General features: G+C 28.8%; 25 protein-coding genes and 1 riboswitch. Of the genes, 17 read left to right on the forward strand and 8 right to left on the reverse strand.

The features are described from left to right. Window positions 1-57: 57 nt before the first annotated feature. Genes JYG23_RS12710 through JYG23_RS12720 form a run of 3 tightly spaced genes read right to left on the reverse strand, consistent with a single transcriptional unit; the run spans window position 58 to window position 1917 of the window. Window positions 58-861, reverse strand: a complete 804-nt coding sequence (locus JYG23_RS12710) for a hypothetical protein (RefSeq protein WP_207236040.1) — start codon at window positions 859-861, stop codon at window positions 58-60. Further along, on the reverse strand, window positions 861-1556 hold the full coding sequence (locus JYG23_RS12715) for an ABC transporter ATP-binding protein (protein WP_207236041.1): 696 nt from the start codon (window positions 1554-1556) through the stop codon (window positions 861-863). The genes JYG23_RS12710 and JYG23_RS12715 overlap by 1 nt, the downstream gene beginning before the upstream one ends. Beyond that, window positions 1549-1917: a GntR family transcriptional regulator gene (locus JYG23_RS12720; RefSeq protein WP_207236042.1), complete on the reverse strand. Its 369-nt coding sequence runs from the start codon at window positions 1915-1917 to the stop codon at window positions 1549-1551. Before JYG23_RS12720 ends, JYG23_RS12715 begins: the two co-directional genes overlap by 8 nt. Window positions 1918-2139: 222 nt before the next feature. Between JYG23_RS12720 and pepF the strand changes: the two genes are divergently transcribed. The 5 genes from pepF to JYG23_RS12745 all read left to right on the forward strand — a co-directional run bounded on the left by pepF (window position 2140) and on the right by JYG23_RS12745 (window position 6512). Then, window positions 2140-3936 carry an oligoendopeptidase F gene (gene pepF / locus JYG23_RS12725; RefSeq protein ID WP_242631578.1) on the forward strand — a complete coding sequence of 599 codons (1797 nt, stop codon included), beginning with the start codon at window positions 2140-2142 and terminating at the stop codon, window positions 3934-3936. A gap of 27 nt (window positions 3937-3963) precedes the next feature. Then, window positions 3964-4989 carry a dipeptidase gene (locus JYG23_RS12730; RefSeq protein ID WP_207236044.1) on the forward strand — a complete coding sequence of 342 codons (1026 nt, stop codon included), beginning with the start codon at window positions 3964-3966 and terminating at the stop codon, window positions 4987-4989. A 151-nt stretch (window positions 4990-5140) separates the two neighbouring features. Then, entirely contained in the window at window positions 5141-5461 is a 321-nt protein-coding gene (locus JYG23_RS12735; RefSeq protein WP_207236045.1) for a PadR family transcriptional regulator, read from the forward strand. A gap of 2 nt (window positions 5462-5463) precedes the next feature. Beyond that, on the forward strand, window positions 5464-6075 hold the full coding sequence (locus JYG23_RS12740; protein ID WP_207236046.1) for a DUF2812 domain-containing protein: 612 nt from the start codon (window positions 5464-5466) through the stop codon (window positions 6073-6075). 50 nt (window positions 6076-6125) lie between these two features. Then, a complete protein-coding gene (locus tag JYG23_RS12745; RefSeq protein WP_207236047.1) occupies window positions 6126-6512 on the forward strand; it encodes a PPC domain-containing protein in 387 nt (128 codons plus the stop codon). Between the two features lie 112 nt (window positions 6513-6624). Here the strand turns inward: JYG23_RS12745 and JYG23_RS12750 are convergent, their stop codons facing one another. Beyond that, window positions 6625-9006: an ATP-dependent Clp protease ATP-binding subunit gene (locus JYG23_RS12750; RefSeq protein ID WP_242631579.1), complete on the reverse strand. Its 2382-nt coding sequence runs from the start codon at window positions 9004-9006 to the stop codon at window positions 6625-6627. A 295-nt stretch (window positions 9007-9301) separates the two neighbouring features. Here JYG23_RS12750 and JYG23_RS12755 point away from each other — a divergent pair, with 295 nt between their 5' ends. Next, window positions 9302-10612, forward strand: a complete 1311-nt coding sequence (locus JYG23_RS12755) for an aspartate kinase (RefSeq protein WP_371818603.1) — start codon at window positions 9302-9304, stop codon at window positions 10610-10612. 55 nt (window positions 10613-10667) lie between these two features. Here the strand turns inward: JYG23_RS12755 and JYG23_RS12760 are convergent, their stop codons facing one another. Continuing rightward, a complete protein-coding gene (locus JYG23_RS12760) occupies window positions 10668-11204 on the reverse strand; it encodes a DUF2179 domain-containing protein (RefSeq protein WP_207236048.1) in 537 nt (178 codons plus the stop codon). A 137-nt stretch (window positions 11205-11341) separates the two neighbouring features. Between JYG23_RS12760 and trmB the strand changes: the two genes are divergently transcribed. Both trmB and JYG23_RS12770 read left to right on the forward strand, forming a co-directional pair. Next, window positions 11342-11980: a tRNA (guanosine(46)-N7)-methyltransferase TrmB gene (gene trmB / locus JYG23_RS12765; protein WP_207236049.1), complete on the forward strand. Its 639-nt coding sequence runs from the start codon at window positions 11342-11344 to the stop codon at window positions 11978-11980. A 1-nt stretch (window position 11981) separates the two neighbouring features. Then, the gene (locus JYG23_RS12770) at window positions 11982-12254 is read left to right on the forward strand and encodes a DUF1294 domain-containing protein (RefSeq protein WP_207236050.1); all 273 of its coding nucleotides are present in this window, start codon (window positions 11982-11984) and stop codon (window positions 12252-12254) included. A gap of 104 nt (window positions 12255-12358) precedes the next feature. On the opposite strand, the gene JYG23_RS12775 is transcribed toward JYG23_RS12770, so the two are convergent. Continuing rightward, a complete protein-coding gene (locus JYG23_RS12775; protein ID WP_207236051.1) occupies window positions 12359-13249 on the reverse strand; it encodes a DMT family transporter in 891 nt (296 codons plus the stop codon). A 183-nt stretch (window positions 13250-13432) separates the two neighbouring features. Continuing rightward, window positions 13433-13535, forward strand: a riboswitch (purine riboswitch). A 12-nt stretch (window positions 13536-13547) separates the two neighbouring features. On the opposite strand from JYG23_RS12775, the gene JYG23_RS12780 reads away from it, so the two are divergent. The 4 genes from JYG23_RS12780 to JYG23_RS12790 all read left to right on the forward strand — a co-directional run bounded on the left by JYG23_RS12780 (window position 13548) and on the right by JYG23_RS12790 (window position 17684). Continuing rightward, on the forward strand, window positions 13548-14957 hold the full coding sequence (locus JYG23_RS12780; protein ID WP_207236052.1) for an NAD(P)/FAD-dependent oxidoreductase: 1410 nt from the start codon (window positions 13548-13550) through the stop codon (window positions 14955-14957). A gap of 147 nt (window positions 14958-15104) precedes the next feature. After that, window positions 15105-15239, forward strand: coding sequence for a hypothetical protein (locus JYG23_RS15060; protein WP_256440261.1), 135 nt, complete (start codon window positions 15105-15107; stop codon window positions 15237-15239). A 200-nt stretch (window positions 15240-15439) separates the two neighbouring features. After that, window positions 15440-16468, forward strand: coding sequence for an L-threonine 3-dehydrogenase (gene tdh / locus JYG23_RS12785; RefSeq protein ID WP_207238028.1), 1029 nt, complete (start codon window positions 15440-15442; stop codon window positions 16466-16468). A gap of 25 nt (window positions 16469-16493) precedes the next feature. Further along, entirely contained in the window at window positions 16494-17684 is a 1191-nt protein-coding gene (locus JYG23_RS12790) for a glycine C-acetyltransferase (RefSeq protein ID WP_207236053.1), read from the forward strand. A gap of 105 nt (window positions 17685-17789) precedes the next feature. Here JYG23_RS12790 and JYG23_RS12795 read toward each other — a convergent pair whose 3' ends face one another. Next, on the reverse strand, window positions 17790-18410 hold the full coding sequence (locus JYG23_RS12795) for a TetR/AcrR family transcriptional regulator (protein ID WP_207236054.1): 621 nt from the start codon (window positions 18408-18410) through the stop codon (window positions 17790-17792). Window positions 18411-18886: 476 nt separating this feature from the next. Between JYG23_RS12795 and JYG23_RS12800 the strand changes: the two genes are divergently transcribed. The 3 genes from JYG23_RS12800 to JYG23_RS12810 are packed head-to-tail and all read left to right on the forward strand — an operon-like array spanning window position 18887 to window position 21497. Then, entirely contained in the window at window positions 18887-20074 is a 1188-nt protein-coding gene (locus JYG23_RS12800; RefSeq protein ID WP_207236055.1) for a M20 family metallopeptidase, read from the forward strand. 4 nt (window positions 20075-20078) lie between these two features. Beyond that, on the forward strand, window positions 20079-20777 hold the full coding sequence (locus tag JYG23_RS12805; protein ID WP_207236056.1) for a DUF5058 family protein: 699 nt from the start codon (window positions 20079-20081) through the stop codon (window positions 20775-20777). 12 nt (window positions 20778-20789) lie between these two features. After that, window positions 20790-21497, forward strand: a complete 708-nt coding sequence (locus JYG23_RS12810) for a hypothetical protein (RefSeq protein WP_207236057.1) — start codon at window positions 20790-20792, stop codon at window positions 21495-21497. A gap of 627 nt (window positions 21498-22124) precedes the next feature. On the opposite strand, the gene ade is transcribed toward JYG23_RS12810, so the two are convergent. Beyond that, on the reverse strand, window positions 22125-23849 hold the full coding sequence (gene ade, locus JYG23_RS12815) for an adenine deaminase (protein WP_207238029.1): 1725 nt from the start codon (window positions 23847-23849) through the stop codon (window positions 22125-22127). A 419-nt stretch (window positions 23850-24268) separates the two neighbouring features. Here ade and JYG23_RS12820 point away from each other — a divergent pair, with 419 nt between their 5' ends. Continuing rightward, on the forward strand, window positions 24269-25222 hold the full coding sequence (locus tag JYG23_RS12820; protein WP_207236058.1) for a beta-ketoacyl-ACP synthase III: 954 nt from the start codon (window positions 24269-24271) through the stop codon (window positions 25220-25222). 40 nt (window positions 25223-25262) lie between these two features. Further along, a complete protein-coding gene (locus JYG23_RS12825) occupies window positions 25263-25484 on the forward strand; it encodes an acyl carrier protein (RefSeq protein ID WP_207236059.1) in 222 nt (73 codons plus the stop codon). Window positions 25485-25488: the final 4 nt, after the last annotated feature.

Genomic DNA, 25488 nt, shown 5'->3' on the forward strand with positions numbered 1-25488 from the left:
ATTAAAAAAAGGATTATCCAACTAACTAAGAAGGATAATCCTTTTTTGTTATAAAAATTATAAATTAATTTTATGTTCTAATAAATATCCAGAGCTAATCATAAGTACTAATGAAACTACTGCGTTGTATACTATCATAACCATAAATAAAGTAAACATATATTTTGATGGATAAGTAATGTTAATATTATTGCTAATGTTAATTTGTTGAATCGTATAGTCTAAATTCACTCCTCTAGATAAAAGCTCTCCAAGTTTTCCAATAATTAAATTAAGTACAATGAAGATGATAAAGCTTAATACACCACCATATTTTGTGTTTGAAAACAAACTTTTCCTAATTGTTATTGAAGAATAAACGGTTAGCGTAAATACTATTGAACTAACCAATATCATTAGTACAAACAATAAAACATCACCAATATTCATGTTTAGTAATTGTTTAGCTACTTCGTTTAGTTCAATAAGCAAAGTCGTAAAGCCCTCTTTCAATTGGCCTAATGGAAAATTTCGAATAACAATAATTAAACCATTTACACCTACAAACATAATATATCCAATAAAAAATATAAGTCCTACTAAAAGAGTAAAAAGTAATTTAGAGCCAATGATTTTATAACCACTATTAGGTGTCATAAAAGTCATATAACCAGTATTTTTATTTAAGGCATCACTATATGTTTTGATAAGTTCATATATATATAATATTCCTAGTATAATCGGTGATAGGCCTAAAAATATTGCAATGCCACTCATATCGTAAATTAATCCCAAAGCTACATTTGCTAAAATTGAGCTTACCAAAAGTATTAAAAATAATTTTGATTTTTTTATAAATTCATATTTTATTAATTTAATCATTATCCATAAATCTCCTTATAAATATTTTCTATTGACTTTCCATGCTCAATTCTCAATTGTTCAGCATTACCTTCCAAGGCAACTTTTTGTTCTTTGATAAATACTACATCATCAAATAGTTTTTCAATTTCATCAACTATATGACTAGATACTATAATAATTTTATCTTCGCCACAAGAATTTACGATACAGTTAATTATATCTTCCCTTGCTAAAATATCAATGCCATTTAATGGTTCATCAAACATATAAACAGAAGCATCTCTTGAAAGCGTAAGTGCAAGTTTTAATTTTGCAACAAGTCCTGATGACAATGATTTAACGGTTGTATTGATGTTAACCTTAAGAGTTGATAGAAGTTTAATAGCTTTTTCTTCATCAAAATCTTTGTACATGTCCTTATAGAATTTTAATACCTGTTTAATTTTAAAGTTATCAATTAAAAAGTTTTCAGTTGGCATGTAAGCAACTATGCCCTTTGTTTTATAAGATATAGGTTCGCCATTGATTAAAATACTTCCTTTTGTTTGCTTATGCAATCCAGCTACAACTTTCATAAGTGTAGTTTTACCACTGCCATTTGGTCCGAGCAAGCCGTAAATTTTTCCACTATTAAATGTTAATGTGATGTCGTCTAACGCAACTTTATTGTAATATTTTTTTGTTAGGCCATCAATTTTTAATAAATTATTCATTATAATCTCCTTCAATATTTTCTTTTAATATACTAACTATTTGCTGATTGTTAAATCCTATTTTCCGCATTCCAAAAATAAAACTAGACAATAAATCCTTTGCGTAATCTGTTTTAATAGATGAAATTTTTTCAAGTGATTCAGTAACGTAAGTTCCAATTCCCCTTTTAGTAAAAACTATACCCTCTATTTCAAGTTCCTTGTAAACTCTAGCTACAGTATTCAAATTAATTTTAAGCTCAGCAGACAAGTCTCTAGCAGATGGCATTTTATCACCATTTTTAAGCTTGCCTGTGATTAAATCTTGCTTTATTTTGTTTATCACTTGAATGTATATAGGAATGTTGTTATCAAATTCCAAATGTAAACCTCCTTACTTGTATTAGTAACATAGTTAAATAGTACACTAATATAATGTGGCTGTCAATACTTTTTTTAATAATTTTAAAATAATTTTTTAAAACTATTTGTTATAACTATTAAACTCAGCTAGTAACATATGTGTTAATGAGGTATAGACGAATTCTATTAATTGATATATACTATTTGTAAGTAAAATTAAAATTACGAGGAGAGATTGAACATGGATATAATAAAAAAAAGAAGTGAAATGGATCCTAAATATACTTGGGCAACAGAAGATTTGTATGCGAATGATAAATTGTGGAATGATGATTTTGATAATGCACTAAAAATAGTTGAACAACTATCCTCATTTAAGGGTTCATTAGGTGAGTCAGCAGATAAATTGTTTAGTTATTTAAAGCTAAATGATGAATTGAGTATAAAAGTAAATAGAATTTTTAATTATGCTCAGAGAAAGTTTGATGAAGATACTAAAAATGCTACATATCAGGATTTATCAAGTAGAATAAAGAACTTAAGTGTTAAAATAGGAAGTGCTACAGCATTCGAGACTCCTGAGATTTTAGCTATACCAGAAAAAACACTAGATAAATTTTATAAAGATAATAATTCTTTACTCATATATGAGATTTTAATTAATGAAATTAGAAGAAAAAAGGAACATATTCTTTCAGAAAAGGAAGAAAAAATATTAGCAGCAGCAGAAGACTTGGCGTCATCTCCATCTAATATTATGTCAATGTTTAGAAATGCAGATTTAGAGTTCCCAGATGTAACAGATGAAAATGGAAACTCAAGAAAATTAACTGCCGGTACATATACATCGTTTATAAAAAATAAAGACCAAAGAGTTAGAAAAGAAGCATTTATGAACTTACACAATACACTAGATAAATTCAAAAACACATCTGCTTCTTCGTATTTTGCACATGTTAAGCAATTAATGTTTTACGCAAATGCTAGAAATTATAATTCCACTCTTGAAAAATCTCTTGATGAAAGCAATGTACCAACACAGGTGTATAAAAATTTAGTTGAAGCAGTTCATCAGAACATGCATTATATGCATAAATATGTTAAACTTAGAAAAAAACTTTTAAATTTAGATGAATTACATATGTATGATTTGTATACTCCAGTTGTAAAGGGTACAAGTGAGAAAATAACTTTTGAAGAAGCAAAGAAAAACGTTTATGAGGCGGTTGCCCCATTAGGAAAAGAATATCAAGCAATATTAAAAGAGGGTTTTGAAAACAGATGGATAGATGTTTATGAAAATGATGGTAAAAGAAGTGGTGCGTATTCAGCAGGGGCAAAGGTTCACCCTTTTGTATTATTGAATTATGCAGATAATATAAATAGTGAATTTACACTAGCACATGAAATGGGTCACGCAATCCACTCATATTTATCAAATAAAACGCAACCAACACCGTATACACATTACAAGACATTCGTTGCAGAAGTAGCTTCAACATGCAATGAAGCACTTTTAATGGAATATCTATTATCAAAAACAACTGATAAAGTTGGTAGAGCAAATTTAATAAATCATTTTTTAGAGCAATTTAAGGGAACTATATTTAGACAAACTATGTTTGCTGAGTTTGAAATGTTATCACATCAAATGGCTGAATCAGGTAAGAGTTTAACTGCAGATGTATTAAATAAATTATATTATGATTTAAATGTAGAATATTTTGGTGATGATATAGTAGTAGATAATGAGGTAGCTTTAGAATGGTCAAGAATCCCACATTTTTTCTTCAATTTCTATGTATATCAATATGCTACAGGTTATTCGGCTGCGATAGCTTTAAGTAGAAAAATATTAAATGATGGAGACAAAGCTGTTAAAAGATATTTGAAGTTCTTAGGTGGAGGATGCTCACTTACTCCTATAGAATTATTAGAAGTTGCTGGTATTGATATGAAAACTTCTCAACCAATTAATGATGCATTAGAATTGTTTGGAAGCTTAATTGATGAATTAGAAGAATTATTAGCAGATTAAAAATATGAATTAGTTTTGGAGGACATTATGAATTTTATTGATTTTCACATTGATACATTAATGAAATACTACAAGGATAAAGTAGAAGGAAAGTTAGACAAGGAAGATTTGTATAAAAACAATTATCACATTGATATTGAACGACTTATAAAAAGCAATTATTTAGCTCAGTTTTTTGCTACGTTCATTTACATGGATAAAAGTGTTAAGACAGAGGAAAATTCATATTTAAATGCATTTAAAGATGAATTTTCTTCTAATAAAGATTGTGAAGTTGACTATTATAAAATTGCAATGAATGCGTTTGACTTGTTTTATCAAGAGTTAGATAAAAACAAGGATAAGGTAGCTTTTGCAGGTAACTACAATGATTATATAAATAATAAGAATAAAAATTTATTATCTGCATTTTTAACTGTAGAAGAGGGCGGTATAATAGAGAATAAAATTGAAAGATTAGATGAAATGTTCAAAAAAGGTGTTAGAGCTATTACTCTTACTTGGAATTTTGAAAATTGTTTAGGTTTCCCTAATCACCAGTTAAAATATCAAAACAAAGGACTTAAGCCTTTTGGCATAGAGACTATTGAGAGAATGAATGATTTAGGAATTATTGTTGATGTTTCTCATCTATCAGATGGTGGATTTTATGATGTTTGTAAATATTCTAAACGTCCGTTTATGGCAACTCATTCAAATGCAAGAAGTATTCAAGGACATCCAAGAAATTTAACTGATGAAATGATAAAAATGCTTGCAAACAATGGAGGAATTACAGGACTTAATTTCTGCGGTGCATTTTTACAAAATGATGAAATAAGTACACTTGATGCGATGATGAAGCATATTAGACACATAATAAATGTTGGAGGGCTTGATATATTAGGTCTTGGAACTGATTTTGATGGGATTGGTGGAGAACTTGAAGTGAAAGGAGCTCAGGACATGCATACGCTACCAGAGACAATGGAACATTATAAATTCACTTCTAAAGAAATAGAAGCTGTTTGTTATAAAAATGCGGAAAATTTCTTCAAAAGATATTGGCAATAAAAAAATGGGCATTGTGCAATTGTAATGTGTAAATTCAATGATTTTAGAATTAGCACATGATATTTCGGTATCGTGTGCTTTTTTTTATTGACATTTATTACGGTTAGTGATATATTAGTATTACAGTAAACGTAATAAATGAGGTGATGTTTTGAGAGATAACGCAAAAAGCGGTGCATTAACTGAAGTAACCTTTTTTATTCTTTTATCTTTGCATACACCTAAACATGGATATGCTATTATGCAGTTTGTTGAAGAAAAAACAAAAGGTAGATTAAATTTGGGAGCGGGTTCATTGTATGGTGCTCTTAATACATTATATAAAAAGAAATGGATTGCATTGTGCAGTAGTGAAGAAAATAGAAAAAAGGAATATTTGATTACTTCGCTCGGAAGAGAAATTGTAGAAAAAGAAATAGAACGATTGAATGAAATTCTTATTATTGCAAACGAAATCACGAAAGGGGAATGATTATGAGTAAAAAAATTGTCAGATATTTTTTTTGCTTTATTGAAAGTCAGCAAAAGTGGTTAAATGAAATGTCATCAAAAGGATATAGGTTGATAAATGTAGGTAAGTTAATTTATGAATTTGAAAAATGCAAACCAAATGAATATCAATATTATATTGATTTTGTTGCTGAAAAATCTGTTAGTGAATTAAATAATTATAAGAATTTTTTAGAACAAATAGGATATACTGTTTTTTCTAAAAATATCAATTTGAATTGGTCATATGGAAAAATTGTTTTTAGACCGTATGGTAAGGGTATGGGAAAATTGGCAACATCTCCCGGAACATACAATAAAGAGCTTTTAATTGTAGAAAAAAAACATGATGGAAAGCCTTTTGAATTACATACAACTAAAGAAGATAGGATTAATTTTTACAAGAAACAACGCAATGCCTGTCTAACAGTGTCTTTTTTGACATTAATATTATTTGTTATGACTTGCATCTATTCAAAAAGTTTGAATGTTTCAAATATTGTAGCGTTTTGTTTCTTTGTTATAGCAACAATTCTATCAATAGTATTGCAGATAAAATTATGTGGTATCAAACGAGATTTTAATATCAACGAATAAAAAAAGGAATTAATACATAGAGAAAAAAATTATTTTATGGAGGAATTATAATGAAAAGTAGATTTGCAATTTTTAGCGTAATGTTAGTTTTAATTTTATTTTTGTGTGGTTGTAGTGGTGGCTCATATATAACTACTAAGTCAGTTGAAAAAAATAATGCTAATGAAATGTCAATGAAATATGAAAAATTCAAGGGGTATAAGTATTATAAGCTTAAAGTAAAGGAAGGAGAAGAAATTATTGTAACAGTAGATATTAAAACAGAAAATGGAAAAATTAGTGCGTATATTGCAAAAGATGATGATGTTGAAAATGCTGTTTATCGAGGCACCAATATTCCAACATCTAATTTTACTGTTTCAATTACAGAGAGTGGTACATATACAATCAGAGTTGATGCGGTAAATCATAAAGGTAGTTATTCGTTCAAATGGTAAAATTACTAGTTATTTCGCAATTAGATTATGTTTCAATATTAACCAAATAATCTGTATCATTGCATAAAATCCCCATAGCACTTTCAAAGTTGCTATGGGGATTTTTTATTAATTATTTTATATCTAAAATTGTTTTTTCATCTTTAACTGTTATATCAACTGTTGAACCTTCTCTAAGTTCACCTTTAAGGAAACTTTCTGAAATTTCGTCTTCAACATATTTTTGAATAGTTCTTCTAAGAGGTCTTGCCCCGTACTTAGGATCATATCCCTTTTCAAGTATGAAATCCTTCATTTCTTCTGAAACATTAATTGTAATGCTTTTTTCGTTTGCTTCTTCTATAACTTCTTCAAGCATTAAGTCTACTATTTTTCTAAGTTCTTCTTTTGTAAGCTCATTGAATACTACAATTTCATCAACTCTGTTTAAAAACTCAGGTTTGAATGTTTCTTTTAGAGCTGCTTGAATTTTAGCTTCTAGTAAATTGTATTCTTTGTTTGAACCATATCCAAAACCAATTAAGTTTGAAGAACCTGTATTTCCAATATTTGATGTCATAATAATTATTGTGTTTTCAAAATTTACGGTTCTTCCCTGGTTATCTGTAAGTCTACCATCCTCAAGAATTTGAAGTAGTATATTAAATACATCAGAGTGAGCTTTTTCTATTTCATCAAGTAAAATAACTGAATAAGGCTTACGTCTAATTTTTTCAGTTAAAAAACCAGCTTGATCAAATCCAACATATCCTGGAGGTGCTCCAATCAATTTAGATACAGTATGTTTTTCCATATACTCAGACATATCTATTCTAATCATAGCTTCTTCATTTTCAAACATTTCATAAGCAAGTGTTCTTGCAAGTTCAGTTTTACCTACTCCAGTAGGACCCACAAAAATAAATGATGCAGGTTTTCTTTTCTTTCTGAAGCCAGAACGACTTCTTCTTATTGCACGAGACAATCCTTCAACAGCTTTTTGCTGACCAATGACTCTTTTATGAAGCCTATCTTCTAGGTGAATAAGTTTTTCAGCTTCTACTTCAGTTATTTTTTGAACAGGAACTTTTGTCCAAGATTCTATAACGTACGCTATATCTTCTTCAGTTAATTGAATATTTTCGCATTCATTAGATAATTTTGCAATATTACCCTCAAGTCTTAATTCATTTACCTTACATTCTGCGGCTTTCTCATAATTATCATTAGTAGCAGCTTCTTCTTTTTGAAATTTAACTTGATTCAACTCACTTCTTAAAGCTTCGAGATCTATAAGACCTTTGTTCTTAAGGTTTACTCTTGATCCTGCTTCATCTATAACGTCAATTGCTTTATCTGGTAAAAATCTATCTGTTATATATCTTTCTGACATTTTAACTGCAGTTTCCACAATTTTTTGGCTGATTTTTACTTTATGATAATTTTCATAATAATCTTTAATTCCCATCAATATTTCAATTGAATCACTAATTGAAGGTTCATCAACTATAACAGGTTGAAATCTTCTTTCAAGTGCAGTGTCTTTTTCAATATGCTTTCTATACTCATTGAGTGTAGTAGCACCAATAACTTGAATTTCTCCCTTTGCTAGCGCAGGTTTTAAGATGTTAGCGGCATTCATTGCTCCGCTTTCAGCATCTCCAGCACCAACAATGTTATGGATTTCATCTATAATTAATATGATATTACCAGCTTTTCGAGCTTCATCTATCAATGCTTTCATTCGAGATTCAAATTGACCTCTAAATTGTGTACCAGCAACAAGAGCAGTTAAATCCAATAAATAAATTTCAGTATTATATAATTTAACAGGAACTTGTTTATCAGCAATTTTAACAGCTAAACCTTCTGCAATTGCAGTTTTACCAACACCAGGTTCTCCTATAAGAACAGGATTGTTTTTAGAACGTCTATTTAGTATTTGAATAACTCTATCAATTTCTTTTTCTCTTCCTACAATTCTATCAATTCCACCTTCTAAGGCTTTGGTTGTTAAATTGATACCATATGTGTCAAGATATTTTCTTTTCTTTCTTTTTGACTTTTCTTTAACTTTAGTTCCACCTTTTGAGGTGTCATTATTTAAATTTTCTATATTAGCTAAATTTTGATCTTCTTCATTGTTTTTATTGGTTAAGTTACCTGAAAAAGCAGTGTTCATAAAATTCATTAAATTTCCTAAATCCTTTTTGTCAAAACTTTCTACATCTCCATTTTCAATTGATCCCATATTATCAGCAAGCTGATCTAAATCTAAATCACCCATAACTTCTGTCAATTGATTATTTATATTGTCAAAATCTTCAGGCATAAAACCACTTTGTTGCATTATTTGATCCATTGGGGCTAGACCTTGTTTTTTAGCACATGGTATACATAAACCTGTAGATTGCATTTTGCCATCAACAATTTTATTTACAAATATAACGGCAACATTTTTTTTACATACAGAACATAACATTTTATCATCTCCTAAACTATTGTAATATATCATTTATTCGTATAATTTTCAACTATTCTTTTGTTTCTCTACTAATTTCGCTAATACTTCAAATAAATCCTTTATATTTGTTGTAATTTATGTAATGTATGAAAAATTAACAAAATACTTTATCATACATATATGTATGTATATATAACCAAATTGTTAGTTGCGAAATAGTTATTAATAATTTTTTTCATTTATATATTAACACAAACATGAACTAAGGAATATTATAATATAAAATTCTTAAAAAATCATTAATAATTTAATCATTAGCTAAGCAAAAATATTAAGGGGGATTAAAGTGATTAAAGTAGCTAAATTTGGAGGAACCTCTTTAGCAGATGCAAATCAATTTAAAAAGGTATATGATATAATTAAACACGATACTTTAATAAAATATGTTATAGCGTCTGCCCCTGGTAGTATAAACAATAAAAATAATAAAATTACTGATTTACTATATTTATGCTATGAAAACAAAAAGAATAATACTTCATATAAAGAAATATTTGCACAAATATCAGAAATATTTAACAATATTGTCGATACACTTAAAATTGATATAAAAATACAAAATGAATTAGAGCAAATATTATTGGAATTACAAGATGGTTGTAGTAAAGATTATTTTGTGAGTAGAGGAGAGTATCTTAATAGTATAATTTTATCTAAATATTTAGATTTTAAATATATTGATGCTAAGGATATTATTTTTTTTGATGATAATGGTGTATTAGATGCAAATAAAACTAATACACAGATATGCAATGCATTGAAAGGTATAGAAAATGTAGTAGTACCGGGATTTTATGGTTCAATGTTTAATGGAAGAATAAAGACTTTTACAAGAGGTGGTTCTGATATCACTGGAGCAATAGTTGCAAAGGCTGTAAATGCTGATGTGTATGAGAATTGGACTGATGTTTCAGGATTTCTAATGGCGGACCCAAGAATAATAAAAAAACCAAAAAAAATAGAAGTAATTACTTATAGAGAACTAAGAGAACTTGCATATATGGGTGCAACTGTGTTGCATGATGAGGCTGTTTTTCCTGCGAGACAATCAAATATACCAATAAATATTAGAAATACTAACTTTCCTTTAGATTGTGGTACTTTAATAGTAGATCAAATTAATGATAAAGAAGATCCAAAAATAATAACAGGAATAGCTGGTAAAAAAGAGTACACTATTTTTTCTATATGCAAGGAAAACATGGCTGCATCTGTTGGAATTATTAAAAGGGCTCTAGAAGTTTTTGAAGCAAGAAAGATAATTATAGAACATGTGCCAACGGGCATAGATAAATTTTCAGTTGTTGTTGCAAGCAAAAATGTAAATCAAATTGAGAATCAAATTTCTGATGAACTTAAGTTAAGGTGTAAAGCAGAAAATATAGAGGTGTCTAACAACATTGCGCTAATTGCATCTGTAGGAAGACATATAAAAAATAAGTCGTCAATTTTCAAGAGACTTTTTGGAGCATTGGAAAAAGAAAACATAGATATAAAATTAATTAGTCAAGGATTAAGTGAAATAAATGTAATTATAGGTGTGGATAATAAAAACTTTGAAAAAAGTATAACTGCAATTTACAATGAATTCGTGTAATTATATTAAAAAAGAAGTGTAATAAATAAATTTAGTTTATTACACTTCTTTAGTTTTATTTTTTTATATATCCACCATGTAGATTTTTAACATCATTTATAGTAATTAGTGCATTTGGTAATTCTTCGTTGATTATAACTTTAGCTTCTTTTATTCTTTTCCTCTTTAGCATAACAATTAGGATATCTTTTTTTACATCATCTATACCTTTACCATCAATTATAGTAACACCGTAATGGTTGTTTCTAAGTGTAGTAGCTATTTTAAAGCCTACATCTTCTGGAACAATAACTTGCATAGAAGAAAGACCAACAGCTAATTTATTTTCAATAATTACACCAAGATAGTTACCTATTGCAAATGCAGAACAGTATACTAGTATTTTTATTGGATCTTCAGCTAAATTGTTAAGTACAGAGCTCACTACTATAATCCAAATAAAAACTTCAAAAAATGCTATAATAGCACCTATTAACTTTTCACCTTTATTGATATAAACAACTCTAAGGGTCATAAGTGTTACTTCAACAATTTTAGCTAAGAATATAATAATATATAGAAGTGGACCACTTAATGATTGTATATAGCTCATATATAAACCTCCTAATTATATGTATTTTAGTTATAGTACAATATTAAATATAAAATTACAAGGTTTATTAAAAAATATTTTGTTTAATTTAGTTTTGTAGTGTATAATTGTATTTAATTAAATAAGGAGAAGTTTTAATGAGATTAAGATATGTTGAAGGTCAATATGACTTTGTAAAAAATCATCCCAAAGGAATAGTTGAGCCTACAGACTACAAATATACAATAAAGGATAAATTCAATAATGATAATCCAATACATGTTGAACTTGGTTGTGGCAAAGGACAGTTTATTAGAGGAATTGCGTTGAAAAATCCAGATGTAAATTTTTTAGGCTTTGAAAAAAGCATAAAAGTTGCATATAGATGTGTAAAATGTTCAAGTGAAGATGATGCGGAAAATTACTATATAGTTTATTCGAATGGTGATATTTTAACCGAGCTTTTTCCTGAAAAATCAGTTGGAAGAATATACTTAAATTTTTCTGACCCGTGGCCAAAGCCATCGCATTATAAGAGAAGACTTACACATAAAGGATTTCTTGATATTTACAGAAAAGTATTAGTAGATAATGGTGAAGTTCATATGAAAACTGATAATAATGATTTGTTTGAGTATTCTATTGAACAATTTACATTGGATAATTGGGATTTAATTATGGTAACAAGAGATTTACACAATAGTGAGTACAATCAATGTAATATTATGACCGAATATGAGGAAAAATTCTCAATGAGTGGTAAAAAAATAAATAAACTAATAGCAAGGAAGAGATAATATGTGGTATTTGTTGTTATATTTATTAATAATTAATCTTGTGGCATTTATAATGTTTTATGTAGACAAAAGAAAAGCTATAAAGGATAAATGGAGAATTAGAGAAAGCTCATTATATTTAGTTTCATTCACTGGTGGAGTGTATGGAAGTATACTTGCTATGTATTTATTTCATCATAAAACTAGGAAAGTTAAATTTTGCATAATAACTGCCTTAGCTTTGATAATAAACATTGCAATTATGGTATTGATTATTAAGTATGTGTACTTTTAAATAAAAAACATCTAACGGACGAATCACCATCGCACAATAAAGTGCGATGGTGATTTCTTTGTGCATATGTAGATTATTTAATCTTTAGTAGTGATATTTTTTATTTAGTAATTACTTATATTAGAAGATTTTTCTTTTGTTGCTACGAAAACCGATAAGATTACAAGTGATGTTCCTAATATTTGAATTAACGAAACTTTTTCATGTAAAATTATTACACTCGCAGTAACTGTTATAATAGGCATTAAATTAATGAAAATACTGCAAATTACAACATCTATATGATTTAATGAATAATTGTAAAGCAAATAACAAACTGCTGAACATAGTACTCCTAAGAAAAGAAGATTTAAAAGGCCAACAGAGCTGAAATTAGCAAAATTTGTTCTGCTAAATGGCAAACAAATTAAAAAAAATAGAGTACCAAATACCGTTTGATAAAATGTAATCTTTATGGTTGAATACTTTTTTTGTAATGGTATCGATAAATAATTATATGCAAGCCAAGATACCAAAGATACCATGATTAATATAATTCCTAGTACTAAGTTCTTAGAATTTTCTTCCGAATTGAAACCTGCTACTAAGCATGCACCTACAATTGAAATTAAAACACTAATTATTTTAACTTTAGAAATAGGTTTTTTTAGAATAAAAAAATCTCCTAAAACAGCAAAGGCTGGCATAAGTGCAATTAAAACTGAAGCTAGAGAAGCTGACATTAAGCTTAAAGCTAAGTTTTCAAATGTAAAGTATAAAAACATTCCGGTAAATCCCATCAAAACTATTTTAAAGATATCAGTTTTATCAATTTTTAAATTTTTTTCAGTTAAAATCAGGATTATAAACAAAACTATTGTTGCTATTAAGAATCTATAAAAAGCAAGTGAAATTGGTGTGAACCATTTCAAACATATTTTTGTACTTATAAAAGACAATCCCCAAAAAAAAGTTACGAGAGTAATAGATATATACGATTTAATTTTATTATTCATAAGTTAGTCCTTCCTAAAATTATAATTATTGTGTCATTTAACAAGTATACACTAAATCTAACATAAATTCAAATTAATTATAACAAATATTTTGTTCGTAATTAATGCTTAATTATTAAAAAAGTATTGATATATATGTATATATATTGTATTATATATATATAAACACGAACTAAAAAACAAAAAGAGATAAAAACATTCACTTATATAGATTTTGAAATATGGTCAAAATGTTTCTACCAAACTACCGTAAATAGTTTTTGCTATAAGTAACTAATAAACTAAAAGGAGAATTATAATGAAGTATGATGTTGTTATTGCTGGAGCAGGCCCTTCAGGAATATTTACTGCTTTAGAATTAGTTAAAAATAATAGTCAAAAGAAAATATTACTAGTTGAAAAAGGAAAAAGTATTGAAAAAAGAAGTTGTCCGAAAGATAAAACAAAAGAATGCGTTCATTGCAAACCATATTGTAATATAACTACAGGATTTTCTGGAGCAGGTGCATTTTCAGATGGAAAGTTATCATTAAGTAGCCATGTCGGTGGAGATTTGCCAGATTTGATTGGGTATGATGTAGTAGAGGAGTTAATCAAATATACTGATGAAATATACTTGAAATTTGGTGCAGATACTAAAGTCGAAGGTGTTGGAAATTCAGAAGATGTTAAAGGTATTAGAAGAAAAGCAATAGAGGCAGGACTAAAACTTGTTGACTGTCCTATAAGACATTTAGGAACTGAAAAGGCACAGGAAATTTACTTAAAAATTGAACAGTATTTGATAAGTAACGGTGTTGAAATAAGATTTAACACTTTAGCAAAAGATTTTATAGTTGAAGATAATAGCATAAAAGGTTTAGTTATTGCTAATTCTACAAACCATGATACTGAAAAAGAAGTATATGCGGAAAAAGTTATTGTTTGTGCTGGAAGAAAAGGCGCAGAATGGCTAAAAGAATTATGCGTTAAACATCATATAAATCATAGTGCTGGTACAGTAGATATTGGAGTAAGAGTAGAAGTTAGAAATGAAGTTATGGAAGAGGTAAACAATATATTATATGAATCAAAATTGATTGGTTATCCTTTACCATTTAAAAATAAAGTAAGAACTTTTTGTCAAAACCCTGGTGGATTTGTTAGCCAAGAGAATTACGATAACGATTTAGCTGTTGTAAATGGTCATTCATATAAAAACTTAAAATCTTCAAATACAAATCTTGCTATACTTTGTTCACACAATTTCAGTAAACCATTTAACGAGCCAATAAAATATGGTATTAAAGTTGCTGAATTGACAAATATGTTGGGTAATGGACATATAATCGTACAAAGATATGGAGACATATTAGAAGGTAAAAGGACGTGGCAAAAGGAACTTAATCAATCAAATGTTATTCCTACACTTAGTGATGCTGTAGCAGGAGATTTAACAAGTGCTATACCATATAGAACAATGGTAAATCTTTTAAATTTTATTGAGCAAATGAATAAAGTTGTTCCGGGTTTTGCTAGTGTTGAAACATTGCTATATGGACCTGAAATTAAATTTTATAGCAATAAAATTAATATCGATGATAAATTTGAGACTAACATAAAAGGATTATACTGTTTAGGAGATTCAAGTGGTTGGACTAGAGGATTAATGATGGCTTCTCTTATGGGAGTTAGAATGGCTAAAAACATTTTAAATGAAAAAAAGTAGAAAAAAATCCTTTAAATTTTAGTTTATTAATGCGTTTTTTGCAAATAATATATTTGTCAGCACAAAGTTGATAATATAAAAGAAAGGAATTAATTTATTATTTAATGAATTGCAAAAACCAAAATAATTAATTAAAGGGATAAAACAATGAATAAATATCAAAATGACAACAATAAAAAGAATAACAAAGTCAAAAAAAAGAACAATAAAATGAACAATAATCAAAATAACGAAAATAATAATGAAAATAACAACGAAGATTGCAAAAGAGACAAAATGTAGAATAAATTTATAAAGAATAAAAGTCTAAATATCAACAAATATTTAGACTTTTATTTCTGTATGCATACGGTGAGTAAGTGTGTGTGATATAAGTACAAAACGATAAATTTGTTTTAAATATCTTGACACGTTTTGCAAATAATAGTATCATAATGTTAATGTAAATATTATATAAAAAGGTGGTAATTTTAATGGCAAAAATGGATGCTTTAGTAAAAAAATATGCTGAGCCAGGACTTTGGTTAGAACAAGTTGAAATACCAAAAATTAAAGATGAAGAAGTTTTGATAAAAATTCATAAGACAGCTATTTGTGGTACGGATGTACATATATATAATTGGGATGAATGGTCACAAAAAACTATTAAAACACCAATGACTATAGGTCATGAATATGTTGGCGAAATTGTAGAGATTGGTAAATTAGTTAAAGACTATAAAGTTGGTGACATAGTTACTGGCGAAGGACATATTGTTTGTGGTAAATGTAGAAACTGTCGTGGTGGAAAACAACATTTATGTAAACATGCTATAGGTATAGGCGTAAATAGAGATGGTATATTTGCAGAATATGCAGCTATACCTGCATCAAACTTATTCAGAACATCTAAAGATGTTCCAGAAGAATTATATAGTATTTTTGACCCATTTGGTAATGCAACTCATACAGCTTTATCATATAACATGGTTGGAGAAGATGTTCTTATTACAGGTGCTGGTCCAATAGGAATTATGGCTGCAGCTATAGCTAAACATGTTGGAGCAAGAAATATTGTTATAACTGATATTAATGATTACAGACTTGACCTTGCTAGAAAAATGGGAGCAACAAAAGCTGTAAATACAAAAAATGAAAACTTAAAAGAAGTTATGTCAAACTTAGGCATGGTAGAAGGCTTTGATATAGGACTTGAAATGTCAGGAAATGGTATGGCATTTAATCAAATGCTTGATAACATGATTAATGGTGGAAGAATTTCATTATTAGGAATTCAACAACCAGGAACAAAAGTTGATTGGGACAAAATTATATTTGGTGGATTATTCTTAAAAGGAATCTATGGTAGAGAAATGTTTGAAACATGGTATAAAATGAACTCTATGATTCAATCAGGACTTGATATAACACCAATAATTACACATAGATTTGACTATAAAGATTTCAAGGAAGGTTTTGAAATCATGAGAAGCGGACAATCAGGAAAGATTATATTAAACTGGGAAAAATAAATAAATATTAAATGGAGGATATAATATGTACAAGAATTACCAAAAACATTTTCAATGTGTTTTAAATGACATCAAAGACTCAGGTCTTTGGAAAGACGAAAGAATAATAACAACTCCACAAAGCAACAAAATTGATACAACTAAGGTTGACGGTGTAATTAATATGTGTGCTAACAACTACTTAGGATTATCAGACAATAAAGAAATAATAGAAGCTGCAAAAGGAAGTTACGACAAATGGGGATATGGATTGTCATCCGTTAGATTTATTTGTGGAACTCAAGATATTCACAAACAATTAGAAAGAAAAATTGCTGAATTTTTAGGTATGGATGATACAATTCTTTATTCATCATGTTTTGATGCAAATGGAGGATTGTTTGAAACTATAACTACTGCTGATGATGCAATTATAAGTGATGAATTGAACCATGCTAGTATCATAGATGGAGTTAGACTTGCAAAAGCTAAAAAATACAGATACAAAAACAATAATATGGAAGACTTAGAAGCTAAACTTATCCAAGCTGATAAAGATGGCGCTAAATTAAAAGTTATAGCTACTGATGGTGTATTTTCAATGGATGGTATCATAGCTGACTTAAAAGGAATATGCGATTTAGCTGATAAATATAATGCTTTAGTTATGGTTGATGATTCTCATGCAGTAGGATTTGTTGGTAAAACTGGTAGAGGAACTCATGAATATAATGATGTAATGGATAGAGTTGATATAATAACTGGTACATTGGGTAAAGCATTAGGTGGAGCAAGCGGTGGATATACAAGTGCTAGGAAAGAAATCATAGACTTATTAAGACAACGTTCAAGACCATATCTATTTTCAAATACATTAGCACCAGCTATAGCTTCTGCTTCAATAAAAGTTTTAGATATGTTAATGTCTGATACAAAATACAGAGATAAAGTTGAAGAAAATACTAAATACTTTAGAGAAAAAATAAAAGAAATAGGACTTGAAACTATTGATTCAGTACACCCAATCGTTCCAATTATGCTTGGTGATGCAGTATTATCACAAAAAATGGCTGAAATGATGCTAAAAAAAGGTATATATGTAGTTGGATTCTTTTTCCCAGTTGTTCCAAAAGGAAAAGCTAGAATAAGAACACAAATTTCTGCTGGTCATACAAAAGCAGATTTAGATAAAGCAATACAAGCATTCAAAGAATGTAAAGAGGAATTAGGAATATAATTCACAAAAATATAAGAGGCTAACGTTTAATAAATTTTAGTTATAAGAATAAATAAAAAAACACATTAAGTAATTAATGTGTTTTTTGTTTTTAATTATTAAAGTTTATCTATATATATGCTTAAGACACTTGCTAAATTTTCTTATCATTTCTTCTACTTCTGAAACTGTATATTCTTTTTTTGTTAAAGTTTCTAACATTCCGCAATATGTATAAACAGTTAAATCACTTATAACAGAAATTTCTTCGTTGGTATATATTGAACTACCGTGTTTTATATAATCGTTATTTCTAAAGAAAAGTTCACCTAGTTGTAGCATTGTTTGCATAGTTTCACTAACATTAAATATTTCAGTATCAAATATGTAATAATAATTCTTTATAATGTCATAAACTTGAGTTCTATATGAACCTAAAAACAAATGAGAAAATATTCTAGGATTATAGAATGAAGATGAAGCTAATACCTCCCACATTTTAAGTGCTGTATCAAGTGAATTACTTGATTGAGTTTTAATAATTTTATATTCTTCAATATAACGTTCTAAAAAAGCAATACATGCATATGTCATAAGGTGGTCTAGATTATCAAAATGTCGATATAAAGCAGCACTACTGCAATCTAACTTGGTTGCAATTTTGCGAATTGTAACATATTCAAATCCTTGTTCCCATATCATTTCATAGGCAGTCTTAATTAACAATTTTTTAGTTAATGGTTGCATATTGTTCCTCCGATTAATGCGATAACATATTAAGAATAGCATAATAATTTTTAAAGGTCAATAAATTAAAGATTTGAGTTTCCTATTTTTAGTTTTTTAATTGTTATGAAACTGCTATTTTAAAATATTTGATAATATTAAACAGCTGCTTTTAATTTAAAGTACTCTTCAATACGCCATTTCATAAATAAACTTTGGTAATTTACATAAAAAAATAGAAAAAACATGTGAACTCGATAACTTACTAAATTAAATTGTATATACATTGTAAATTCAATATATTTAGTGTGATTTAGTAAATATAATAATTATATTGTTGACAACATATAAATTGTATGCTATTCTTTTGTTATCATGATTACATAATTGTTTGATAATAACTTAAATATTATATATATATAATATTAGTTATATAAAACTTATAAATTAGATGAATTTTAATTGTAATCGTATTAACAAAATATTAGGAGGCACTTATGAATAGAAATGAATGTATTGATATGTACAAGGAAGAATTAGTTAAATGGAGAAGAGATTTTCATATGCATCCAGAAACTGGGTTCGAAGAATTGAGAACTTCAAGAAGGATTGTGGAAATTTTACAAACGTTTGATGTGGAAATCATAAGTAATTTTTGCAAAACAGCTGTAATTGCTGTAGTAAAAGGGGACAAGCCTGGACCTGTAATTGGAATTAGAGCTGATATGGACGCATTGCCATTAGTAGATCAAAAGCAAGTGGAATACAAATCACAAAATCCTGGTGCATGTCATGCTTGTGGACATGATGTGCATGTCACAGTTGCTCTTGGGTTGATTAAGTATTATGCAAGTCATAAAGATGAGTTATGCGGAACATTAAAAGTTGTGTTTCAACCTGCTGAGGAAGGACCAGCTCCTGGAGGAGCAAAACTTATTGTTGATTCTGGTAAAGTAGATGATATTGATATAATGCTTGGTTATCATACTAATCCTGATCATCCTGTAGGAACATTGCTATTAAGAAGAAATGAAATGTTAGCAAGTGCTGATAATTTTAATATAATTATTAAAGGGACTGGAGGACATGGAGCTTATCCACATCAAATAAAAGATGCTTTAATGGTTGGTGTTGAAGCATATAATGCTTTTCAAAATCTTTTAACAAGAGAAGTAGATCCTGTTAAACCTGCAGTTTTGTCAATATGCTCGTTTAATGCTGGTACTCCTAAAGGTACCAATGTTATACCTCCTTCTATTAGTATGAGTGGGACAGTTCGTACTTTTGATAATGATATTAGAGATTATATTATTAAAAGAATGAAAGAAATATTAGATGCTATTTGTGAAATGAATGGTTGTACCAATGAATTAAGTATGGCAACAGTAAGTATTGCATTATCGAATAATGATGATTTAGTAGATGTTTTTGAAGATGCTGGAATTGAAGTTTTAGGAGAAGAAAATGTTTCGTATATGAAAGTACCTGAAATGGGATATGATGACTTTGCATACTTTGGATTAAAGTCAAAAGCTGCATATTTTTATTTTGGGACTACAAATCCAGATGATTTGGGGAAATTTACATTCCATCAACCTACATTTGATGTTGATGAAAATTGTTTATGTACTGGTATTAAAATCCTAGTTAGAATACTAGATAAAATAACAAACATGGAGGATTAATATTATGAAAAACTACTCAGAAATAGCTAATAGTCCAGTATTATGGTTTCTAACAGCATTGGCTGTAGGACTTGTATTACTTCAGACAATACGTTTTTTGAAGAAAAGTTTTCTAGCAGGTAAAGAAATGGGAATTAGTAATGAACGAATGAAAACAGCGTTTGTGACAGGTTCAATTTCTGCCATAGGACCATCTATAGTAATTGTAATTGGAATGGTGTCATTGTTAATAGTCGTTGGTGGACCAACTGCTTTGATGCGCTTGGCTTATATAGGTAATGTTGCATACGAATTGTTGGCTGCAGAATTTGCAGCAAATGCATATGGAGTTGCATTAACAGATGCTGTAATTCCTCGTGAAGTTTTTTCTACTACTTTGTGGATAATGGCTTTTGGTTGCGTTGGTTGGATAGTAGTTACTGCTTTATTAACTGATAAAATGGATAAATTTAAAAATAAATTAGCAGGTGGAGCAGCAGCTATGATTCCGGTTATTTCAAGCGCTGCTATGTTAGGTGCATATGGTTATTTAAATGCAGGGTATGCAATAAGTTTAGACAAAAATACGATTGCATTAGTAACAGGTTTTTTAATAATGTTAGCAGTTACTATAATTTATAAGAAGACAAAGAAAAAATGGCTTAACGAATGGGGATTAACATTTGCAATGGTTGGTGGCGTAATAGTTGCTGCTTTAATATAAGGAGGTAATATTATGAATAATAATTATTATAATCAAAAATATATTCCACAAATAATAAGAACAGGAAAAATAACTTGCTGGGTAGGAACGTTATTAGTGTTTTTACCTGCGATAATAGTTACATTTGTGTTTGGAATTGTTCCATCTAAAGGACCTTTAATGGTAGCGTTAGTAGCGCAGCTTTCTATTAATGCAGTTTGGTGGTTTGTTGAACCAATATCATTTTTCCCAATATTAGGAATACCCGGAACGTATATTTCTTTTTTATCAGGTAATATAAGTAATTTAAGAATACCTTGTGCTGCAGCTGCATTAAAAGCTACAGAAACTGAAGTTGGATCTGAAGAAGGTTCTGTAATATCTACAATAGGAGTTGGTGCATCAGTTTTTGTGAACATTCTACTATTGGTTGTTGGTGTTATTGTCGGTACAAAATTAATATCAATGCTTCCCGAATCAGTTACAAAATCATTTTCTTTGTTGCTACCAGCTTTGTTTGGTGCAGTATTTGCACAGTTTGCTGTAGATGACATAAAAAATGCAATATGCGGTATGTCTTTAGGTATAGGTTCATTATTGTTGTATAAAATGGGACTGTTTAACTGGATTCCTTTTGATCCTTTCATTGTAAATATTCTTGTTCCTATATTTGGAACAATGTTATTCGCAAAATTAACTTACAAAAAAAATAATGCAGACGAGAAGACTGCAGAAAATTAATTAGTATTTTAACTATTGTAGTAAGTTGTTTTTATGTAGTGTTTCTGTTAATATGAAAAACAACTTTATGATAGAAAATCATTTGATTTAAATATATATAATATAATAAACATTTAATGTTACACTAAGGTACTTATTATTTTGTTTAAATAGGAGTATTTAATAACTATATATTAAAAAATAGTTTTAAATACTCTATTTTTAATGTTAATTCTACGGTATCATCTATAGAAAAATTAGAAATATTTTGTAATACGTTTTAATACTATTGTTTACAGCATCTGATGAAAAACCACCTAAGAAAGTTAACTGATATACCTTAAGGTCTTTTACATTTTCTATATATTTGTGTAATTAATGTACTCGCGTCTCAAAACTATGTGTAAATTAATACCTGTTGTTTCGACAGTTAATTGTTCCAATTATTTTATTACCATGTCCATTAGGAAATTTTAATACAATAGAAGGGTAAAAGCGAGTTGCTACTATAGCAACTCGCTTTTGAGGGATTGTTTAAGTTTTTTTAAATTTAATACCTAAATTAATAGGTTACAAATAAATCTGCTAAGATCTATTATATATACATAATACAGTTTTTAACACTAAATGTCAATACAATTTTAGAAATTATTTGAAGATACTTACAGATTTAAAATTAACAGTATCAATATAACCTTTGTTTGTAAGTCTAAGTTCTGGTATAACAGCAAGTGCTAATAATGCACTAGTCATAAATGGTGAAATTAAATTACAACCTAGCTTTTTCCAACCCAATTCAATTTCATGGACTCTTTTTGCTACAATTTCAACATTATCTTCACTCATTAGGCCTGCTATAGGAAGAGGATTAATAGCAATTACTTTGCCATTTTCTACAACAATCATGCCACCGCCACACTCAGCTAGCTTATTGCCTGCAAGTGCCATATCGTCGTCATTAGTTCCAATTATCATTAAATTATGAGCATCGTGAGCAACGGTAGATGCAACAGCTCCTGATTTAAACCCAAAGCCTTTTACAAAGCCTTTGCCTATTAAGCCTGTTTTTTTATGGCGTTCAACAACCGCAATTTTGATTAAATCTCTTTCAATGTCGGATTTAATTTCATTATCAATAACTTGCATATCAAAAAATCTTTGAATTGTAGGTACTTTAGCTTCTATGATTTCCATAATACGCACATTTTTTGACATACCATCAGCACATATTTTGAAATCATTTGGTTTTAAAGGGTTTTTTATATTCATAGTGTTTTTGCTAAAGTCAGGATATTTTATATTTTCTACATTTACCAATAATTCTTTATTATCAACAACAAGTTCACCATTGAAAATAACCTTATCAACATTTACAGTTTTTAAATTGCTTATTAAGTTTATATCTGCCCATTTTCCAGGAGAAATACTACCTAAATCATTTTGCATACCAAAGCATGTGGCAGCATTTAGGGTAGCCATTTGTATAGCAGTTAATTCATCTACACCTTCTTCTATGGCACGCTTTATTATATGGTCTAAATGGCCATCGTTAATTAAGGTATAAGGGTGGGTATCATCGCTTACAAGAACTGCAAACCTAGAATCTATATTATTTTCAGTTATACTTCTAACAGTTTCTTTAACATCGTGCCATGCAGAGCCTTCTCTCATTTGTACATACATGCCAAGTCTAAGCTTGTTTATTGCATCTTCTTTTGATACTGATTCGTGACAACAGTTGATGCCAGTAGAAATGTAGGCATTTAATCCTTTTACTTCAGAGTTAGAATAGTGCCCAGTTGCAATTTTTTTGTCTTTAAGAGTGGAGGCAATGGATTTATGTACTTCAGTGTCGCCATAGATTACACCTGGATAATTCATCATTTCACCAAGTCCTTTGACATTTCTAAACTTAAGAGCTTTTTTTATATCCTTTGAGCTTAACGTTGCTCCAGTATCTTCAAAACCTGGGCAAGCTGGAACACAAGAAGGAACAGTCGAATAAACTCTCAATGGAATATCATAGCCGTCTTCTATCATAAGCTTTATTCCTTCTAAACCTAAGACATTAGCAATTTCATGTGGATCCATATAGATAGTTGTAGTTCCGTGCTTGATAACGCATTTAGCATATTCTTTAACAGTAATCATACTACTTTCCACATGTATATGAGTATCTATAAATCCTGGAGTCGCAAAATATGGTGTTCCATCAATGATTTTAGTATTCTTTCCAATTGTATGAGAAGCATCACCGACAAGAGCAATTCTACCTTTTTTTATAGCAATGTCAACATGTTCTATAATTTCCTTTGTATTAACATTTATAAGTTTTACATTTTTTATGACCATATCTGCTTTTGTGATTCCCATAGCAGTTTTAGCTAAATCTATAGTTATTTGATGCAGTTCATATCTTTTTTTCAAAACAATCCTCCATAAATATTTTTAACATACATATTAACATAATATATGTAAAGTTACAATAATTATAATTTATTTATAATACTTTGACATTCAAAATATTTTAGTTGACAAAACTGAAAAAATATAGTAACATAAAAAATATTTTGATAATCAAAATAATATATTTGACAAAGCTAGTAAAATATAGTATTATGTTACATAGTTATTAAAACTACGTATCACGGTATTGATTAATTCGCCAATATAAATAGATATATAAATTTTTATAGTATATTAAATATTAAATATAGTATATTAAATATTACATTATGTTTAGCTTTGGTAAATTAATTAATATAAATATTAAAAGAAGTTGGAGATAAAAAATGAGTTTTAGAGTATTAGGTACAGGTAAATATGTCCCCTCTAAAGTAGTAACTAATGATGAACTTTCTACATTGATTGATACTTCAGATGAGTGGATAGTTAAGCGAGTAGGCGTAAAAGAAAGACGTATTTGCACTACGGAATCTGCATCAGATTTAGCGTATCAAGCAGCACTTAATGCACTTGAAAATGCTAATGTTAAGCCTGAAGAGCTTGATATGATATTGTGTACAACTGTTAGTGGAGAAACAGTTTCACCATCAATGTCTAGTATGGTTCAAAAGTACTTAGGTGCAACTTGTCCTGCTATGGATATCAATGCAGCTTGTAGTGCTTTTATCTTCATGTTAGAAACAGCAGCAGGATATTTCGCAAGAAAAAAAGTCAAGAAAATGCTAGTCATTGGTACCGAACAAATGAGTAGAATAGTTGACTGGGATGATAGAGCTACTTGTGTTATATTCGGAGATGGTGCAGGTGCGTTAGTTCTCGGAGAAGGAGATAACTTTTTAAACTCTAAGTTGAATTCCTTTGGTGGTAATGAAGTAATTAACATACCGAATTTTGTTGGCAAGTCACCATTCTATAAAAAAGAGGCTCAAGATCCTTATATTTTTATGAATGGGCAAGAAACATTTAAGTTTGCAGTTAATGCAATGTGTAAGGATTTACAGTATGTTGTTGATGATTTAGGTTTAACATTTGATGATATTTCAATGATTGTACCGCATCAAGCAAATACACGAATTATTGATTTTGCTGTAAAAAGGTTAAAGGTTGAAAGAGAAAGAATCTATGTAAACATAGATAAATATGGAAATACTTCATCAGCAAGTATTCCAATAGCTCTGGATGAGCTAAATCGAGCAGGTAAATTAAAGCATGATGATCTTATTGCAATGACTGCTTTCGGTGGTGGATTGTCAAGCGCAGCTTGTATATTAAGATGGTAAAATAATAAAAAATATAAAATTAAAATCATGGAGGATTAAAATGAATTTTGGAAAATTAGCAAAGATTATAGCAGAACATATTGAATGTGATGTAGAGGAAATTAAAGTAGATTCAAAATTTGAAGATTTAGGTATTGATTCACTAGATACTGTTGAAATGGTTATGGAGTTAGAAGAAGAATTAGGTACTGAACTAGAATTAAATGAAAAACTTGCTACTGTTGGAGACTTACTAGCTTTCATTCAAAAAAAGGTAGGATAGTATT

The organism is Sedimentibacter sp. zth1, from assembly GCF_017352195.1.
Classification (GTDB): Bacteria; Bacillota; Clostridia; order Tissierellales; family Sedimentibacteraceae; genus UBA1535.

Coding starts and splice junctions, on each gene's coding strand:
- JYG23_RS12805 (WP_207236056.1), top strand. CDS start 20,079: ATGAAAAACTACTCAGAAATAGCTAATAGTCCAGTATTATGGTTTCTA.
- JYG23_RS12750 (WP_242631579.1), bottom strand. CDS start 9,006: ATGATATATTACAATAGTTTAGGAGATGATAAAATGTTATGTTCTGTA.
- JYG23_RS12780 (WP_207236052.1), top strand. CDS start 13,548: ATGAAGTATGATGTTGTTATTGCTGGAGCAGGCCCTTCAGGAATATTT.
- JYG23_RS12795 (WP_207236054.1), bottom strand. CDS start 18,410: ATGCAACCATTAACTAAAAAATTGTTAATTAAGACTGCCTATGAAATG.
- JYG23_RS12745 (WP_207236047.1), top strand. CDS start 6,126: ATGAAAAGTAGATTTGCAATTTTTAGCGTAATGTTAGTTTTAATTTTA.
- tdh (WP_207238028.1), top strand. CDS start 15,440: ATGGATGCTTTAGTAAAAAAATATGCTGAGCCAGGACTTTGGTTAGAA.
- JYG23_RS12820 (WP_207236058.1), top strand. CDS start 24,269: ATGAGTTTTAGAGTATTAGGTACAGGTAAATATGTCCCCTCTAAAGTA.
- JYG23_RS12770 (WP_207236050.1), top strand. CDS start 11,982: ATGTGGTATTTGTTGTTATATTTATTAATAATTAATCTTGTGGCATTT.
- JYG23_RS12740 (WP_207236046.1), top strand. CDS start 5,464: ATGAGTAAAAAAATTGTCAGATATTTTTTTTGCTTTATTGAAAGTCAG.
- trmB (WP_207236049.1), top strand. CDS start 11,342: ATGAGATTAAGATATGTTGAAGGTCAATATGACTTTGTAAAAAATCAT.
- JYG23_RS12775 (WP_207236051.1), bottom strand. CDS start 13,249: ATGAATAATAAAATTAAATCGTATATATCTATTACTCTCGTAACTTTT.
- JYG23_RS12800 (WP_207236055.1), top strand. CDS start 18,887: ATGAATAGAAATGAATGTATTGATATGTACAAGGAAGAATTAGTTAAA.
- JYG23_RS12710 (WP_207236040.1), bottom strand. CDS start 861: ATGATTAAATTAATAAAATATGAATTTATAAAAAAATCAAAATTATTT.
- JYG23_RS12810 (WP_207236057.1), top strand. CDS start 20,790: ATGAATAATAATTATTATAATCAAAAATATATTCCACAAATAATAAGA.
- JYG23_RS15060 (WP_256440261.1), top strand. CDS start 15,105: ATGAATAAATATCAAAATGACAACAATAAAAAGAATAACAAAGTCAAA.
- JYG23_RS12730 (WP_207236044.1), top strand. CDS start 3,964: ATGAATTTTATTGATTTTCACATTGATACATTAATGAAATACTACAAG.
- JYG23_RS12760 (WP_207236048.1), bottom strand. CDS start 11,204: ATGAGCTATATACAATCATTAAGTGGTCCACTTCTATATATTATTATA.
- JYG23_RS12790 (WP_207236053.1), top strand. CDS start 16,494: ATGTACAAGAATTACCAAAAACATTTTCAATGTGTTTTAAATGACATC.
- JYG23_RS12715 (WP_207236041.1), bottom strand. CDS start 1,556: ATGAATAATTTATTAAAAATTGATGGCCTAACAAAAAAATATTACAAT.
- pepF (WP_242631578.1), top strand. CDS start 2,140: ATGGATATAATAAAAAAAAGAAGTGAAATGGATCCTAAATATACTTGG.
- ade (WP_207238029.1), bottom strand. CDS start 23,849: ATGGGAATCACAAAAGCAGATATGGTCATAAAAAATGTAAAACTTATA.
- JYG23_RS12825 (WP_207236059.1), top strand. CDS start 25,263: ATGAATTTTGGAAAATTAGCAAAGATTATAGCAGAACATATTGAATGT.